A 17,597-nucleotide genomic window follows, 5' to 3' on the forward strand; every position below is an offset into this window, starting at 1 on the left:
TAAATTATTTAGTATTCGGTTTTAGTTTAGACACTTTCCTAATTCAAGAGGAATCGTTTCGATAAATTTTAAACTTGCCTTATCCCTAAAAACTGTAGTTGTACCTACGTTAGTAACTTCTCCAAAACCTTCTAGTAAAACAGTATCATCAATCTTAAATGCTACTTCACGTGTGCTTTCTATTCCTTCAGAAATAAACGTATACGTTCCTAAAATGATGTCATCATCTAGTGTTCCTTCAAAACTTCCAGAGTTTCGGTCTTTTTCAGCCCAGTTATAAATTAGTGTTCCCTGAACCAGCGGATCTACGCGTAAAATTCTAAATGTTATGGTAGTGCCTTCTCTATCATATCCATAACATCCTGCTACTAATTTTAATTCCTCTATGTGCTTTTGATTAGACACCTCATTTTGTTTACAATTATTAAAGAACAAAACGATTATTAGCAAATACACTGATCTCATGTTGGCCGTTTCAAAAAATATTAATTTAACTAGTCTACGCTAGCGAGACCACTAAATTAACTTTTTATTCGTGAATATATGACGATGAAGTATTGATTCTAGTAAGGTATTTCTAGTTATACCGACTCATTAACAATGAAAAATAATGCACACAACATATTAGAAAATACTAAATTTTCAGTTTTAGATTTAGTGCCTATAGTACAGGGTGCCTCTACATCTGAAGCTATAAATCGTAGTGTTGACCTTGCTCAACATACCGAAAATTTAGGTTATACCCGATTTTGGATTTCAGAACATCATAATATGGAGAGTCTTGCAAGCTCTGCACCCCCATTATTAATTGGGCATATCGCAGGAAACACCAAGAAAATTAGAGTTGGTTCTGGAGGCGTTATGCTTCCTAATCATGCTCCGTTAGTCGTTGCTGAACAATTTGGCACACTTGAGACTATATATCCCGGACGCATAGATTTGGGTTTAGGAAGAGCTCCCGGAACAGATCAACGTACGGCAATGGCTCTACGCAGGTATAGACAGGAAACCGTACAGGATTTTCCTAACAATATTAATGAACTGCAAACTTATTTCTCGATTGAGAATGCAACAGCGCCGGTGCGCGCTACCCCTGGAGAGGGTTTAGATATACCAATCTATCTTTTAGGATCAAGTACCTTTAGTGCAGAGTTAGCAGGTAAAAAGGGTTTGCCTTATGCTTTTGCCAGTCATTTTGCTCCTACCCATTTACACGATGCACTACGGTTATATCATCAAAATTTTGAGCCTTCAGCACAATTAAATGAGCCTTACACGATGGCTTGCGTTAATGTAATTGCAGCAGATACAGATGAAGAAGCAGAGCGTTTAGCGACCAGTGCTAAACGATTTATGCTGGGCGTTATTAGAAATACCAGAAAGCCACTATCGCCACCAGTAGATAGCATGGAAAGAGAATGGAGCGAACTTGAAAAAATGCAAATTGAACAAATGATGCATTACAGTTTTATAGGTTCACAAGAAAAGGTAGCCAGGGAGCTTGAGCAGTTTAAAAAAGAAACTCAAATAGACGAGATTATGGTGATTTCCCATATCTATGATCACGCAGCACGATTAAAATCGTATGAGCTGGTAGGAGAATTATTCAAGACACAAGAAATAGCAGTTTAAATCTCATATAATTCTAAAGGGAGATCATCTGGGTCTGAGAAAAAGGTAAAACGTTTGCCGGTTATAGGGTCTATGCGTATAGGCTCAGTAGGTATTGCCTTAGCTTGAAGTTCTTCAACTGCAGATTCAATATTTTCTACGGAAAATGCAAGGTGTCTTAGTCCGCAAGCTTCTGGTCTTGAAATGCGTCTAGGTGTGTTTTCAAAAGAAAATAATTCAATAATATAGTTTCCGTTAAGGGCGAGATCTAATTTGTAAGATTTTCGCTCTGCGCGATACGTTTCTTTGATGATTTCAAGATTTAAAACTTCAGTATAAAAATGTTTAGACTTTTTATAGTCTGAACAAATTATGGCAGTGTGATGTATGTTTTTAATCATAATTTAAAGAAGATAACGCTAAAGCCACAGGCAGTCCTGATAATCTGTGACCATATGAAATAGAAGTCCTGTGGCAACCACGCGGGTATTAGGAAAAATAAGAAGAACCAGATAAATTGCAATGGCCCAGTAGGTGTGTAGGGGGTGAAAATTAATACTGCAGCGATCTGGGGCAAAGATGGGGTTAGCTAATAGATGATCAAGATCTACAGCCATTGTTAAAAGCATAATCAGCCAGGCTTTTCTCCAGTTTTTTCTAAAAAACACACAGGCAATTAACCCGGGTGCTATAAAATGTAAGCTGTAATGTATTACAGTTTGCAGCATTTCTTATTTAAACATATCTAGACCGGGAATATCTGGCATTCCTTCTTTAGCAACAGCAGCTAATTCTTGATCATAACTAGATTTTGCACGTGCTAGAGCTTTATTTAGAGTTAAAATTAGATAGTCTTCTAATTGTTCTTTATCGCTAAGAAGCTCATCATTTATATCTATTTTTTTGACAGCTCCAGCAACACTTACGGTTACTGCTATGAGGTTATCACTACTTTTCTCATCAATATAAACCGTTTCTAGGCGTTGTTTTGTGTCTTCGGCTTTTTGCTGAGCTTCTTTGATTTTGCCCATCATACCCATCATATCTCCAAACATAATATTCTTTTAAAGTTAAGTTTCAAAAATACAAATTTAGCAGGCTAACTTGAAGGTAAGAATATTTAAAATATGCATAAGATATCTACGATTACCTTTACTTTTGCCAACTCTTTAATAAACAGAAAAAACATTGAAAAATCTCATTTTACCACCAGATGCTAAGCAAATTCCATACGAATTAGAAAAGCATGGTGACATACGTATAGATGAATATTACTGGATGAATGAGCGCGATGCCCCAGAAGTCATTGCCTATTTAGAAGCCGAAAATAAATATTACGAAGAGATGACGGCGCATACAAAACCTTTGCAGCAAAAGTTGTTTGAGGAAATGAAAGCCCGTATTAAGGAGGATGACGAGAGTGTGCCTTTTAAATATAATGGGTATTGGTATTACACGAAATACGAAAAGGGGAAGAACTACCCACTCTATTGCCGAAGAAAAGAATTGATGCTGGCGCCAGAGAAAATAATGTTTGATAATAACGAAATGGCTGAAGGCTTCTCATATTTTAATCAGGCAGGATACTCAATTTCAGAAAATAATGAAATCGCCGTATTTGGTATTGATACTGTGAGCCGAAGACAATATACGCTTCAATTTAAAAATTTAAGTACCGGCGAGCTGTATTCTGAACGTATTGAGAATACTACAGGAAGAGCGGTATGGGCCGGTGATAATAAAACTATTTTTTATACGCGTAAAGATCCGCAAACCTTGAGAAGTAGTCAGATATTTAAACATGTTTTAGGTACAGAAGCTATTGAAGATATTTTAGTTTTTGAAGAAAAAGATGAAACTTTTGATGTAGGTGTATTTAAATCTAAATCTAGGGAATATTTGTTTATAGGTTCTTCAAGTACGCTTACCACAGAGTATTTATATGCAGAAGCTAAAGGTCCTAATTTTGAATTTAAGATTTTACAAAAACGTACTAGAGGATTAGAATATAGTGTCTCGCATTTTGAAGATTATTTTTATTTAGTCACTAACAAAGACAATGCGACCAATTTTAAATTAATGAAAACACCCGTTTCTCAAACTTCAAAAGAGAATTGGGTTGAGGTAATACCACATCGAGAAGATACCTTACTGGAAGATGTTGAGATTTTTGAAGATTTTCTGGTTGTAGAAGAGCGTAACGATGGGTTAAATAAAATAAATATAAAGCGCTGGGATGGTACAGAAGATTATTATCTGCCCTTTGATAGTGAGACCTATACTGCTTATACGGGTATTAATCCAGATTTTGATACGCACTTTTTACGTTACTCGTTCAATTCTTTAGATACGCCTCCTTCAGTAATCTCTTTTAACATGGTTACAAAAGAGAAAGAAGTTTTAAAGGAAATTGAAGTTTTAGGGGGTAACTTTAAAAAAGAAAATTATGAGTCTAAGCGAATATGGGCTACAGCTAAAGATGGCGTAAAAGTGCCGATTTCCTTAGTTTATAAAAAAGGAATTCAGTTAGATGGAAACAATCCTCTACTACAATATGCCTACGGAAGTTATGGAATCACAACAGATCCCTCATTTTCTACCTCACGTCTGAGTTTGCTTGATGCTGGTTTTATATTTGCAATTGCGCATATACGCGGCGAAGAGTATATGGGAAGGCACTGGTATGAAGATGGTAAATTATTACGTAAAATGAACACGTTTACAGATTTTATAGCGTGCTCAGAATATCTAATAGCAGAAGGATATACAAGTAATGACAATTTGTATGCTTATGGTGGTTCTGCCGGAGGTTTGCTTATGGGAGCTGTAATAAATATGGCACCGCACTTATACAACGGTATTATTGCAGCAGTACCTTTTGTAGATGTAGTAACTACAATGCTTGATGATAGTATACCACTTACCACATCAGAATATGATGAGTGGGGAAATCCCAATGATAAGGAGTATTATGATTATATGAAATCGTATTCACCGTATGATCAGGTTAAAGTTCAGGAATACCCTAATATCCTGGTGACGACAGGTTATCACGATAGCCAGGTACAATATTGGGAACCGGCAAAATGGGTTGCTCGTCTGCGGGATAAAAACACTGCAGATACAAAAATTTACTTCAATACAAATATGGATGCAGGACACGGTGGCGCCTCAGGACGTTTTGAAGCCTTGAAGGAGACAGCGCAGGATTATGCATTTTTAATTGATTTAGCAGGAAAATCAAAGTAATTCAAATATTTCCCGTAAATTTGCAAGGTTTAAATAACGGTTTTAGGATATACTAAAAGAGCACTCGAAACGATTATTCTTCTATGAAAGAACACCTTAACGTTTATAATGACGTCTTGAAGTTGATAGGGAACACTCCCCTAATACGATTAAACAGAATTACTAAAGACCTTCCAGGTTCTTATTTTGCTAAAGTAGAAGCATATAATCCGGGTAATTCTTCAAAAGATCGTATAGCATTATACATAATAGAAGATGCAGAGCGCAAAGGTATTTTAAAACCTGGAGACACAATTATAGAAACTACATCTGGTAACACCGGCTTTAGTATTGCAATGGTAAGTATCATTAAAGGATATAAATGCATACTGGCTGTAAGTTCAAAATCTTCAAAAGACAAAATTGATGCGTTGCGTACGATGGGAGCTAAAGTATATGTTTGCCCTGCCAATGTTGCCGCAGATGATCCCAGATCGTATTATCAGGTAGCAAAACGTTTACACAGTGAGACCGAAGGTTCTGTCTATATTAATCAATATTTTAATGAATTAAATGCCGAAGCGCATTACAAATCTTCCGGCCCCGAAATTTGGGAACAAACAGAAGGTAAAATAACACATTTAGTTGCGTGCAGTGGTACAGGTGGAACGATATCTGGTACAGCACGTTACCTTAAAGAACAAAACCCAAACATTCGCATTTTAGGGATTGACGCTTTTGGAAGCGTACTTAAAAAATATCACGAGACTAAAGAGTTAGATACAAATGAAATTTACCCGTACCGTATAGAAGGACTGGGAAAAAATCTAATCCCGTCTGCTACAGATTTTGATGCTATAGATTATTTTGAAAAAGTTTCTGATGAAGATAGTGCACATACTGCACGTAGAATAGCAAGAACTGAAGGGTTATTTGTAGGTTATACAAGTGGTGCTGCTTTGCAGGGAACACTACAAATGGCAGAACAGGGAGAATTTGATGAAAATAGTAAAGTAGTTATTATTTTTCCTGATCATGGTAGAAGTTATATGAGTAAAATTTATAGCGACGATTGGATGAATGAGCAGGGCTTTTTTGATAGTCAAAACGAAATTGCTGTTGATAAAATTGAATTTGTAAAATAGTGTATTTTCGCGCATTATTTATAGGTTCGTTTTAGGCGACATTGTAAATACATAATCCTTAAATTGATAAGAAATTAGAATGAATTACAAGAAGCATAGCAATGTGTTATTGTAGGAATATTGATGTATGAGAGACTTATTTGACAAAATTTATAAGGACAAAGGTCCTTTAGGTAAATGGGCAGAGCAAGCAGAGGGATATTTTGTGTTCCCAAAATTAGAAGGGCCTATTTCTAACAGAATGAAATTTAGAGGTAAAGATGTTATTACCTGGAGTATTAATGACTACTTGGGGCTTGCAAACCATCCTGAAGTACGTAAAGTAGATGCTGAAGCAGCTGCAGATTACGGTTCGGCGTATCCAATGGGAGCACGTATGATGAGCGGTCACACTACATTACACGAGCAATTGCAGACAGAACTTGCTGCATTTGTAAATAAGGAAGCGGCCTACCTTTTAAATTTTGGTTATCAAGGTATGGTTTCTACCATAGATGCTTTAGTTTCTAAAGATGATATTATCGTTTACGATGTTGATGCACACGCCTGTATTATAGATGGTGTACGCCTGCATATGGGTAAACGTTTTACTTACAAGCACAACGATATTGAAAGTATCGAAAAGAATTTACAACGTGCAACCAAACTTGCAGAGCAAACTGGTGGAGGAATCCTTCTTATTTCAGAAGGTGTTTTTGGAATGCGTGGTGAACAAGGTCGTTTAAAAGAAATTGTTGAGCTTAAAGAAAAATACAATTTTAGACTGTTTGTTGACGATGCACACGGTTTTGGTACTTTAGGTGCAACAGGTGCCGGAGCAGGAGAAGAGCAAGGGATACAGGATAAAATAGATGTCTATTTTGCAACATTTGCTAAGTCTATGGCAAGTACTGGAGCCTTCATTGCTGCAGATAAAGAAATAATAGATTATTTAAAGTACAACTTACGTTCTCAGATGTTTGCAAAATCATTGCAGATGCAGTTAGTTGTGGGTGCATTAAAACGTTTAGATATGTTACGTTCTATGCCAGAACTACGCAGTAAGTTGTGGGAGAATGTAAATGCTTTACAAAGCGGTCTTAAAAAACGCGGATTTGATATAGGTACTACTCAGAGTTGTGTGACTCCTGTATACTTAAAAGGTAGTATACCTGAAGCAATGGCATTAGTAAAAGATCTTCGTGAAAACCATGGTATTTTTTGTTCTATAGTAGTTTATCCTGTAATACCTAAAGGATTAATCTTATTGAGATTAATACCTACAGCTTCTCATACATTAGAGGACGTTGAAGAAACTTTAGTTGCATTTGATGCTATTAGAGAGCGTCTAGTGAATGGAACATATAAAAGGTTATCTGCAGGAGTACAGGCTTCAATGGAAGCATAATAATTCCTGTAAGAAACAATATATAGAACCCGATTCAGTAATGAATCGGGTTTTTTTAGATCAAAGAATTAATTTTCAGTATGCGTTTTAAATACTTTTTGTTTTACTTCTGCTTTTAGAAATGAAACACAAGACAAATCAGATTTAAACCTTTGCAAAACAAGTTTGAGAAAAGCAAGACCTGAATTTAAATTTATATCTTACCCTTGTAAGATTTCTTTTAAAACCATTATAGAAGCTCTAAATTTTCTTCAGAGCAATTGAATCAATTACTTAAACACTACTTTCTATATTTTTCAATTTGTTAAATAAAAATCAATTATTTAACAAATTCAGTCTATAAATAACTTTAGAAAGCTCTTTTAACGCTATATCTATTAAGCGTTTTATCTTTTCCAACACCTTTAATTTCAATTGTCACGTCATTAGCCTATCCGCAGATGTTATATGTCGAAATTCTTTCTCTCAACATTGATTTATAAACAACTTTATTGTGAATTAAAATTTTAATAATTAATTAACTCAAACTTAAACAAGATGAATATAAAGCTAAAGTACATGCTTGGGTTTGTTTTGCTACTCTTTATACAAGGGGTAGTTGCACAAACCGTTACCGGTACGGTAACAGACAATACCGGTATGCCGCTTCCGGGTGCAAATGTGATCGAGAAGGGTACAAGTAATGGTGCTTCTACAGATTTTGATGGAAATTACTCTATTAACCTAACAACTGAGAACGCTGTACTAACATTCTCTTCTTTAGGCTTTGTATCAAAAGATATTACAGTGAATAGTCAACAGACTATTAATGTGCAGATGGAAGAAGATGCACAACAACTGGGAGAGGTGGTAGTAACCGCGCTGGGGATTAAGAGAGAAAAGAAAGCTATAACTTACTCTGCTCAGAATATTGAAGTAGATGAGGTATCTGAAGCGAGATCATTAAACGTTGCAAACTCACTTTCTGGTAAAGTTGCAGGTCTTAACTTTTCAACTACTTCTAATGGTGTAGGTAGTGCTTCGAGAATTACTTTACGTGGTAACCGATCGCTTACAGGAAATAATCAGCCATTGTATGTAGTTGATGGTGTGCCTATAAGTAGTGGAGCAGATGCTCGTGATCCTAACATTGATACAGGTGGAACCACCCAGCCTAGTGGTATTGCAAATATTAACCCAGATGATATTGCAAGCATTAGTGTATTAAAAGGTCCTTCTGCAGCTGCTCTTTATGGTACTAGAGCTAGTAATGGTGTTATTGTAATCACAACTAAGTCTGGTACAGGATCTCAAGGCACAAGTATAACGGTATCTTCTAACTTTATGGCTTCTTCTGCATATAACTTACTTGATTTACAAAATGAATATGGTCAGGGAACCAATGGTGTTTATGTTGCAAATTCAAGTTCTAGCTGGGGTGGTAGGTTAGATGGTAGCCAGGTTGAAGCTTGGCAACTTGTTAGAAATCCTGATTATGACGGTCCTGCAACCTATGCTTACAGTCCGCAGCCAGATAATGTTATAGATTTTTTTCAGACTGGTTATAATCTTGCAAATACAGTATCTGTAACTACGGGTACAGAAAAAACTCAAGCTTATTTCTCTTATACAAATACTACTGCCGAAGGAATTGTAGGGGGAAACAAACTAAATAGACATAATGCCAATTTGCGTTTAAACAGTAAGCTTACCGATAAGCTTTCACTTGATGTTAAAACTAATTATATCATACAGGATATAGATAATTTATTAAGAACAGGTGAAGAGTCTGTAGGTACTTCAGCATATTTATTACCACGTAGTTTACCTTTTGATCAATATAAAGACTTTGAATATGTTGATGCTGCAGGTCTATTGCAAACCAATTACTTTTTAGATGAGGTAGGTGCTCCGGGAGGAAATCCATATTGGTCAGCTTTACGTGATGACGACCGTACAGACAAAACCAATAGATTTATAGGTCTTGCTTCATTAAAGTATGATTTTACTGATAAATTAAGTTTGCAGGTGCGTACTGGTATAGATCAGTCTACCGGTAAAACATTTAGAAATAGATATGCTACAAATGCATTTAATAATAATTTAGGCTCTTACTCTGAATATTATGAGACTGTACGTGAGTTAAACTCTGATGCACTTTTATCATATAATACAGATTTTGGAGATTTTAGTTTAAGCTTAAATGCAGGTGCAAACATATTAAAGCAAGAGAGTTCTTCTTTAACTTCTGGCGGTGTATTAAGTAAGCGTAACTTTTTTGCATTGCTTAATGTAGAATCTTTAAATTCGACTTCTGCTAAAAGAGAAAAGCAAATAAACTCTTTATATAGTTTTGCTCAACTAGGATTTAGAAATCGATTATTCTTAGATGTTACAGCTCGTAATGACTGGTCGTCTACACTACCAGAAGCAAACAGATCATTCTTTTATCCTTCTGTAGGTCTTTCGGGTGTGATTTCTGAAATGGTGGAGTTGCCAGAATTTATTACCTATGCAAAAGTAAGAGCTTCTTATGCTGAAGTAGGTAATGATACAGATCCTTATCAATTAAGTCCACAACTCTCGTATATAGGTGGAAATGGCGGTATGCTTTATGGCCAAACTACAGCTGCAAATCCTAATCTTAAACCAGAAATTTCAAATTCAGTAGAATTTGGTGCAGATTTTAGATTCTTAAGTAACCGATTGGGATTAGATTTTACCTATTTTAAAACCAATACCAAAAATCAAATTTTTAGTATTAACACACCAGAATCTTCAGGTTATTCTAAAGCAGTTGTTAATGGAGGTGAGATACAAAATAGCGGTATTGAGATTACGCTAAATGCAACCCCTATAGAAACAGAAAACTTCTCCTGGGATATACTGGCCAATTACGCATCTTACAATTCTGAAATTATTTCAATATTTGAAAATAGGGAAGAGCTTGTTTTAGGAGAAGGTAGATTGGTAAGAAGTAAAGTTGTTAAAGGCGGTCAATATGGAGATTTATACATTAAAGGTTTCCAAAGAAATGATGCTGGAGAGATCATAGTAAATTCTGCAGGTATTCCTTTAGCTACAAACAGTTTTGATGTACTGGCTGGCAACTTTAATCCAGACTGGACGGGTGGTTTAAAGAACAGTTTTAGATACAAAGATTTCTCGTTGAGCTTTCTTATTGATTTAAGAATAGGTGGTGAGGTGATTTCTTATACTCAAGCAAGACAAGCAGGTCTGGGAGTAAATAGCATTACGCTAGCAGGTCGGGAGAATGGTCTAGTAGTAGATGGTGTAGTAGCAAATGAAGATGGTTCTTTTTCAGAAAACACAACAAATATTAGCGCAGAGCAATACTGGACGGCTATAGGTCAGAGAACTCCTATTGCAGAGCCGTTTGTATATGATGCTACAAACATCCGTTTGAGAGAGTTGGTTCTTGGTTATGCAATGCCACAACGTATGTTAGAAAATTCTCCATTTAAGAGCGTAAACTTTTCTTTAGTAGGTAGAAATTTATTCTTCTTACTTAATGAGGCAGAATTTTTTGACCCAGAGCAAGGAGCAGGTACTGGTAATTTACAAGGTATAGAGTCCTTTAATATCCCATCTACAAGGGATTATGGAGTAAGTGTGAAATTTGGATTTTAATAAAAATATACGATGAGAAAATATATAAAATTTAAAGCAATTGCTGTCGCCATTTTAGCCACTGTGGCATATGGTTGTACAGAAGATTTTGATGAAATTAATACTAACGACAATGCGCTAACTGAAGATCAGTTAGACGCAAGTCTTGCCGGTGCAGCCTTTGCTGCTGCTCAATATAGTGGGATTCATAATGGATCATATTCTTCACCGGGAGTAGATGATCAAGGTACCTGGGGTATAGCTACGGGTATCATATCCTCAACTTTTGTTCAGTACCTTAATGCAGGTTTTAGTACAGATCGTAATGCATTTGGAGGTTTTGAATCTCGTGGATGGTTAAGATTTTACACAGTTGCAGTTCCTGCACTCAATAATGCGTTTAAAGCTGCAGCAGGTGATGAAGAGGCTTTGGCGATTTTAAAAATATGGAAAGTGTTTATGTTTAATCAAATGACAGACCATTATGGTCCTATTCCATACACAGAAGCAGGATCGGGTAAAGAGTTTGTTCCTTACGATTCTCAAGAATCTATGTATGAAGATTTCTTTATCCTTCTTGATGAGGCAAATGCAACATTAAGTGCTTCTACCAATTCAACAGCTGCTTTATTTCAGGTTTCAGATAGAATATATGATGGTAATATTGAGAAGTGGAATGTCTTTGGGAATAGTTTACGACTACGTCTAGCATTGAGAATATCTGATGTACAGCCAGATAAAGCAAAAACTCAGGCAGAATTGGCAGTTGCAAATGGTGTAATGTTAAACAATTCTGAGAGTGCTTATTTTGAAGTGAGTAATATAACTCCAAATAACTTAAACATGATTGTTAATAGCTGGGGTTATGTTATGACAGCATCTATGGAGAGTTTATTAAAGGGATACAATGATCCAAGACTATCAGTATGGTTTGTACCTGCTACAGATGGTGAATATAGAGGTCAGCCAGCAGGTGGATTAAACGATCAGTTTGGTACGACGCCATTTTCAAAATTTAATGATGCTGTATTGGGGAATGATTACCAGGAAACTAAAGATATTGAAATTATTATGGCCTCAGAATCTTACTTTAATAGAGCAGAAGGCGCGCTTAATGGTTGGAATATGAATGGTAATGCGCAAGATCTTTATGAAGAAGGTATTCGCTTATCTATGAACCAGTGGAATATTGACGATGCTCAAGCTATTCAGAATTATATAAGTGGTACTTCAACTCCAGTAGTTCCTGTTATTAAAGATACGTATCCTGATCTAGACTTAGGTACCCCTCCTGTCTCTCAACCTGTAGCCTGGTCTGATAATGAAGCTAATCAACGCACACAAATAGCAGTTCAAAAATACCTGGCATTATTTCCAGAATCCTGGGAATCCTGGGCAGATTTAAGAAGAACAGACGAGACTGTAATTTACCCATTATTAAATACAGACAATCAAGATGCTGGTGTAGGGACAGACTTAATGAAACGAGTGATTTATGTAACTAACGAGATTTCTTCAAATCGAGAGGCTGTCAATGAAGCTGTCAATTTGCTAAAAGGTCCTGATACCGGAGGAACAAAACTTTGGTGGGATGTCAATTAAAAATTGAGATTTTTATTAGCCAATTATAGTTAAAACTAAAACGCCTTAATCATAGATTAAGGCGTTTTTATTTATCACAAATTAAGCTATTAACTTTCGCCCAAAAGTTCTTGCATTTTGGTTTGAAGTGCTTCTCCTCTAAGATTTTTTTCGATGATAATACCGTTCTCATCAATTAAATAAGTTGCTGGTATTGCACTTACTCCATATTTGCGAGCTACAGGATCTTGCCACTCCATTAAATTAGAAACATGATACCAATCCATTTGATCATTTTCAATAGCGGTTAACCATTTTTCTTTAGCTTCTGCGCGATCTAGAGAAACGCTAATGATATTTAATCCTTTCTCGTGGTATTTGTTATATACTGCAACAACATTAGGATTTTCTTCGCGACACGGTTTACACCAGCTAGCCCAGAAATCTATAATTGTATATTTTTTACCCATAGCTTCAGTTAATGATAATTGAGAACCTTCTGGGGTGGGTGCAGTAAAATCTGGCGCTTTGTTGCCTACTTCTGCCTGAGCAGCTGCGGTTTCTGCTGCCTTCAGCTGCGCAATCATTTCGCTTAATTTTACACCTTTGTCTGCTTCTTGAAGTCCTTTATCAAGACTATTAAAAAGGCGCTCAGCTTCAGTAGCCTCAATGATACGTGTGCCTACCAGGTCAGATAAGATAATTACACTTACAAACTCACCAGGATGCTCTTCTACTAATTTTAAACGTCTGCGTTTATCTGCATTGTTTATAGCTTCAAATTCGTTACGTATAACTGCAACTTTTGAGGTGTCCCCACTTTGCATAGCCATAGATCCTTCTTGTTGTAGTTTTTGCTTTTCCTTATTTGAGCTAACTACATCATCATAGTAAACCTTAAAAAAATCATTCTCTGCACCACCTTTAATTTTAGACGTATATAAACTGTCTTTATACGCATCAACAGTAATTTCTAAATTTTCAGCAATAAGAATAATATTACCCTGTAAGTTTTCAAAACTTAGAATTAGCATTTCTGGGCTAGTTACCTGATCGGGATCAAAACTGAATTTACCTTCCTTAACTACAGTGGTATCAACATTTGCAAGTCTGTTATTTTCATCTATTTTTTGAAGAAATACATTGGTGCCGTTTTTAATATCTGGAGTTGTGCCAACAATCTTAAAATCAGCTTCTTTAGAACAAGATATAAGTAAAAGCGCAGTTGCTAGTACTAAACAAAATTTATTCATTTGTTATTTTTTTAATTTAGGCTGCAATATACGGGATTTTGTAATTTTATAGAGGTCTTGTCGGCGTTTTCATATACGTACAGCTTTTGAATATTAATAAGATAGTATTTGTAAGTTTAATTGTTTGTTAAAGACTAACTAATGAGTCTTTATCATTAGATTTTTGACTACTTTATATACTAAATTGTGCTGAACATGAATGATTTAAAGAATTTTCCATTTATTGTTGAATTGAGTTTTTCTAAGGTTTTAGAGATGCTAGAGAAACGTATGGAACAATCTAAGAGCACAATTACAAAAAATTACCTGCAGTCAATTATCGATTACGCTGCTTCCTACCCTGAACTTATTGAAGGTATTGATGATTTTGATAATCTTGATCAATATCAGGAAGCCACGACTATATTGCTCGATAATTTATTTCCTGCTGTATTAACGCGCAATGAAATTAAGTCTGCCTCTATTCCTTTTCATAATGTTTTGTTCAATCCTACAAAGCGATTTTCTTCTATATTAAAAAATGCAGGTCCAGATTTTAATTTTGAGTTGCGTAATCTAGATCAAGAGTCGTTATATCTAATGGGTTGTGTAATCATTTTGAATACATACTATAATTATGATATAGATTTTATCAAGCCAATGTATTATGATATTCCTGATAAAAATGGAATATGGAGAAGCTACCGGGCGACGTTAAATGCAGATTTTATTTATCTGGAACCTACCGAAAATGCAGTTGAAATTACTCAGGAAATAGCAGAGGAATTAATTGCCAATGTAGATGATTTTGAGATGTGGGAGAAGTATTTTCCACCGCAAAGCTGGAAGATGAAAGGAATTGCAATTTTGAGTCTTACAGATGTAACTATAGATGATTCTATATCTGATTTAAAAAGCACCTTGCTTTCTGATAAATCTTTTAAAGAAGGTAGTGTAAAGCATTTTACTGAAATCTTTCAGTCTATTTTTAATATTCCCAATCTACGGGTAGGTTTTACTGAATTCAATTCTGAAAATGACAGTTTTGTCAAAATGGAGGGCAATCTTGCCGAAAGTTTTATTTTGAATGATGAGCTTAATAGCAAGTGCAATAATTGTATGTGTGAAGGGTCATATAATGCCTTAGTACGTGATAAAAAATACTTTGTAATACCAGATACAGAAAAGTATGCAGATAAAACAGGACATAGTTTACTTGCTGAAAATTTGCTAAGTCAAAATATACAAAGCTGTATTTTAGCTCCTATAGCAAAAGGAAACAAACTACTGGGTATTCTAGAATTAGCTTCAGACGAGCGTAATAAATTACACAGTTTAAATGCAACAAAGCTTGATGAGGTAATGCCTTTTATAGTATCAACTCTTGAGCGTAAGCGTTTTGATTTAGAAAATAGAATAAAAGCTGTAATTCAAAGCGAATGCACCAGTATTCACCCCAGTGTTCTATGGGTTTTTGAAGAAGAGGCTAGGCGTTTTATTGCCAACCAAGATGATGGTAAATTTGCTTCATTTAAAGATATTTCTTTTGAAGATGTATATCCTTTATATGGGCAAATAGATATTGTAGGATCTTCAGATGAGCGTAATAAATCAATTCAGAAAGATATTCTGATTCAGCTTAATATGGTAGATTCTATATTAAACCTAGCTTTAGAAGTAGCGCCTATGCCTATTTATGAGCAGGTAAAATTTAGAATAGAAGAGTTCACTTTAAATATAGAGCAGTCTCTAAACGCAAGTGCAGAGAATGAGGTTTTTACTTTACTTCAATCTGAAGTTAATCCACTCTTAAATCATTTAAATACGAATATTCCAGAATTAAACGAGGCGATAACCACCTACAAAGAAGCTTTAAATACAGAAACCGGTTTGGTTTATAGAAACCGAAAAAACTACGATGATACGGTACAGTTGATTAACCAGAATATGGCAACTTTCTTAGATCGCAGGCAACAGGAAGCACAGCTTATTTTTCCACATTACTTTGAGCGTTATAAGACAGACGGTGTAGATCATAACATTTACATAGGTGCATCAATGACACCTAATAATAAGTTTAATAAGGTTTATCTGTATAATTTGAGATTATGGCAATTGTGCACGATGTGCGAGATGGAAAATAATTTCTATCACAAACAGGAAGGAGCAGAGTTGCAACTTGATGCAGCATCTTTAATTCTGGTTTTTAGTACTACCCTGTCTATAAGATATAGAATGGATGAAAAGAAATTTGATGTCGACGGGACGTACAATGCACGTTACGAAATTATCAAAAAACGTATTGATAAAGCTTTAGTAAAAGGTACAAATCAACGTGTTACTCAGAAGGGACAGATTGCGATTATTTATTCTCAGGATTCTGATGCTGAAGAATACACGCGTTATATTAAGTACCTGCAACGTAAAGAATATTTGGGACCAAAAATAGAATATGTAGAGCTAGAGGATGTTCAGGGAGTTGTAGGATTAAAAGCGATACGTGTTGAGGTTTTATATACGTCAAAGCTCCCTCGAAAGGGAGCTGAAGAGACAATAACATATGAAGATTTAATGGAAATTCTAGATTAACCAGAATGCCATTATAAAACTGATTACAGATACAATAATACCTACCATAAACACGGTGTAGGTTTTTCTCAGAAGCATATATTTTTTATTAAGCACGACGCCTAATAGATATAAATCTTTAGTAAGGGCCTCATAGATGTAGTCTTTATCATAGATGATTTCATTAATCGCCCATTGGTATTGATCGTATTTCATTTTATGAAAATTTCCAAAGAATAGAATATTCACCTGTTTTTTCTTTACCTGCTCACGTGTAAATTCACCGCTAGTCACATTAGGGCGTGTAGAAAGGATAGACATTATTATAGATGCTACACTAAAAACAACAAGAATTAAAGTTGGTATTAGTAAATGACGGTTACTTGGTGCGTCCAATTTAGGAATCATATTAGACAGTGCGAGCGAAATAATAATCGCATTTACAGAAAGTAGTATGTTTGCCTTCGTATCTGCAATGTCACTTAATTTTATATGGTTCCGTAAGGTTGTTCTATAAAGCGTTTGTACACCTCTATCTGGACTTTCATCTTTATATTTAGCTTTTAGCTTTGCCTTAATTTCTTCTTTTTTATATTTTTTTCGTTTCTTTTTAACCTTTTTAAGAAGATCAATTAGGTTTTCATCTTTTTGGCTTTTCCAGTTGCGTGCTGCATAATCTGTATAAAAACGATGTTTGTTTGTAAACATCTGTATATTTTCTTCGCGCCATTCATCTGGAGAGAATTTTTGAGTATTAGTAAGTATTAATTCTTGTCTCAAAAATTCGCTGGTTTGTGCATAATAATCTTTAGCAAAATGCGAAGCATCTGCATCCTTTAAAATACGCTCCAGATCATTTTTAGGTTCAACACCCATTTTTGTAGAAGCAATTAATTCTACAACCATTGTTTGTACCTCAGAGTCGATATCTTCTGAAGCCATGAACCTTTTTGCAATCTCAATACTGGCATCTTCATGATTTTCTCTGTTCTCAACATAACCAGTATCATGCATCCATGCGGCTAGTAATAATGCCTCTTTCTGTTTAACATTAATTTGAGAATTTTCGACGATTTCTTTAGTACTTTTAACAACTCTTGCGGTATGATTATAATTGTGATACAAGTAGCTATTAGGAAGCTTTTCCTTAAAAAGTTCTAAAACAAATTGATCTGCTTTTGAGATAGATTTCGAAATATTTTCTTCAGATTCAGGCATATATTTATACATATTAAA

The 17,597-nt window shown here is 35.2% G+C and carries 13 protein-coding genes; 7 read left to right on the plus strand and 6 right to left on the minus strand.

What is annotated here, in order from left to right; translation table 11 throughout:
* Nucleotides 1-21 precede the first annotated feature (21 nt).
* Nucleotides 22-405 (minus strand): hypothetical protein, encoded by a 384-nt coding sequence (locus ACEN25_RS00200; RefSeq protein WP_441801104.1) that lies wholly within the window; start codon nt 403-405, stop codon nt 22-24.
* A gap of 195 nt (nt 406-600) precedes the next feature.
* Here ACEN25_RS00200 and ACEN25_RS00205 point away from each other — a divergent pair, with 195 nt between their 5' ends.
* Nucleotides 601-1,632: an LLM class flavin-dependent oxidoreductase gene (locus tag ACEN25_RS00205; protein ID WP_441801105.1), complete on the plus strand. Its 1,032-nt coding sequence runs from the start codon at nt 601-603 to the stop codon at nt 1,630-1,632.
* Here the strand turns inward: ACEN25_RS00205 and gloA2 are convergent.
* From gloA2 to ACEN25_RS00220, 3 genes are read right to left on the minus strand one after another with little or no spacing between them, the layout of a single operon-like run.
* Nucleotides 1,629-2,012, minus strand: coding sequence for an SMU1112c/YaeR family gloxylase I-like metalloprotein (gene gloA2, locus ACEN25_RS00210; protein ID WP_441801106.1), 384 nt, complete (start codon nt 2,010-2,012; stop codon nt 1,629-1,631). The two genes, ACEN25_RS00205 and gloA2, sit on opposite strands and share 4 nt — an antisense overlap.
* A gap of 18 nt (nt 2,013-2,030) precedes the next feature.
* Entirely contained in the window at nt 2,031-2,339 is a 309-nt protein-coding gene (locus ACEN25_RS00215) for a DUF6122 family protein (RefSeq protein ID WP_441801107.1), read from the minus strand.
* Nucleotides 2,340-2,342: 3 nt separating this feature from the next.
* Complete coding sequence (locus ACEN25_RS00220) at nt 2,343-2,666, minus strand: YbaB/EbfC family nucleoid-associated protein (protein WP_441801108.1); 324 nt, start codon at nt 2,664-2,666, stop codon at nt 2,343-2,345.
* 133 nt (nt 2,667-2,799) lie between these two features.
* On the opposite strand from ACEN25_RS00220, the gene ACEN25_RS00225 reads away from it, so the two are divergent.
* From ACEN25_RS00225 to ACEN25_RS00245, 5 genes are all read left to right on the plus strand, one after another.
* The gene (locus ACEN25_RS00225; RefSeq protein WP_441801109.1) at nt 2,800-4,860 is read left to right on the plus strand and encodes a S9 family peptidase; all 2,061 of its coding nucleotides are present in this window, start codon (nt 2,800-2,802) and stop codon (nt 4,858-4,860) included.
* An 83-nt stretch (nt 4,861-4,943) separates the two neighbouring features.
* Nucleotides 4,944-5,984, plus strand: a complete 1,041-nt coding sequence (locus ACEN25_RS00230; protein ID WP_441801110.1) for a PLP-dependent cysteine synthase family protein — start codon at nt 4,944-4,946, stop codon at nt 5,982-5,984.
* Between the two features lie 127 nt (nt 5,985-6,111).
* Complete coding sequence (locus tag ACEN25_RS00235; protein ID WP_441801111.1) at nt 6,112-7,371, plus strand: aminotransferase class I/II-fold pyridoxal phosphate-dependent enzyme; 1,260 nt, start codon at nt 6,112-6,114, stop codon at nt 7,369-7,371.
* A 537-nt stretch (nt 7,372-7,908) separates the two neighbouring features.
* Nucleotides 7,909-11,001 (plus strand): SusC/RagA family TonB-linked outer membrane protein, encoded by a 3,093-nt coding sequence (locus ACEN25_RS00240; RefSeq protein ID WP_441801112.1) that lies wholly within the window; start codon nt 7,909-7,911, stop codon nt 10,999-11,001.
* Between the two features lie 12 nt (nt 11,002-11,013).
* Nucleotides 11,014-12,582: a SusD/RagB family nutrient-binding outer membrane lipoprotein gene (locus ACEN25_RS00245; protein WP_441801113.1), complete on the plus strand. Its 1,569-nt coding sequence runs from the start codon at nt 11,014-11,016 to the stop codon at nt 12,580-12,582.
* Nucleotides 12,583-12,671: 89 nt separating this feature from the next.
* Here the strand turns inward: ACEN25_RS00245 and ACEN25_RS00250 are convergent, their stop codons facing one another.
* Nucleotides 12,672-13,814, minus strand: a complete 1,143-nt coding sequence (locus tag ACEN25_RS00250) for a redoxin domain-containing protein (protein ID WP_441801114.1) — start codon at nt 13,812-13,814, stop codon at nt 12,672-12,674.
* Nucleotides 13,815-14,009: 195 nt separating this feature from the next.
* Between ACEN25_RS00250 and ACEN25_RS00255 the strand changes: the two genes are divergently transcribed.
* Complete coding sequence (locus ACEN25_RS00255) at nt 14,010-16,382, plus strand: GAF domain-containing protein (RefSeq protein WP_441801115.1); 2,373 nt, start codon at nt 14,010-14,012, stop codon at nt 16,380-16,382.
* On the opposite strand, the gene ACEN25_RS00260 is transcribed toward ACEN25_RS00255, so the two are convergent.
* Entirely contained in the window at nt 16,374-17,579 is a 1,206-nt protein-coding gene (locus ACEN25_RS00260) for a Pycsar system effector family protein (RefSeq protein WP_441801116.1), read from the minus strand. The genes ACEN25_RS00255 and ACEN25_RS00260 overlap by 9 nt on opposite strands.
* Nucleotides 17,580-17,597: the final 18 nt, after the last annotated feature.

This window comes from Leeuwenhoekiella sp. W20_SRS_FM14 (assembly GCF_052119605.1).
GTDB lineage: Bacteria > Bacteroidota > Bacteroidia > Flavobacteriales > Flavobacteriaceae > Leeuwenhoekiella.

Excerpts from the sequence above, each read along its gene's own strand:
- ACEN25_RS00205 (WP_441801105.1), top strand. The coding sequence starts at position 601 with ATGAAAAATAATGCACACAACATATTAGAAAATACTAAATTTTCAGTT.
- gloA2 (WP_441801106.1), bottom strand. The coding sequence starts at position 2,012 with ATGATTAAAAACATACATCACACTGCCATAATTTGTTCAGACTATAAA.
- ACEN25_RS00215 (WP_441801107.1), bottom strand. The coding sequence starts at position 2,339 with ATGCTGCAAACTGTAATACATTACAGCTTACATTTTATAGCACCCGGG.
- ACEN25_RS00220 (WP_441801108.1), bottom strand. The coding sequence starts at position 2,666 with ATGTTTGGAGATATGATGGGTATGATGGGCAAAATCAAAGAAGCTCAG.
- ACEN25_RS00230 (WP_441801110.1), top strand. The coding sequence starts at position 4,944 with ATGAAAGAACACCTTAACGTTTATAATGACGTCTTGAAGTTGATAGGG.
- ACEN25_RS00235 (WP_441801111.1), top strand. The coding sequence starts at position 6,112 with ATGAGAGACTTATTTGACAAAATTTATAAGGACAAAGGTCCTTTAGGT.
- ACEN25_RS00240 (WP_441801112.1), top strand. The coding sequence starts at position 7,909 with ATGAATATAAAGCTAAAGTACATGCTTGGGTTTGTTTTGCTACTCTTT.
- ACEN25_RS00245 (WP_441801113.1), top strand. The coding sequence starts at position 11,014 with ATGAGAAAATATATAAAATTTAAAGCAATTGCTGTCGCCATTTTAGCC.
- ACEN25_RS00250 (WP_441801114.1), bottom strand. The coding sequence starts at position 13,814 with ATGAATAAATTTTGTTTAGTACTAGCAACTGCGCTTTTACTTATATCT.
- ACEN25_RS00255 (WP_441801115.1), top strand. The coding sequence starts at position 14,010 with ATGAATGATTTAAAGAATTTTCCATTTATTGTTGAATTGAGTTTTTCT.
- ACEN25_RS00260 (WP_441801116.1), bottom strand. The coding sequence starts at position 17,579 with ATGCCTGAATCTGAAGAAAATATTTCGAAATCTATCTCAAAAGCAGAT.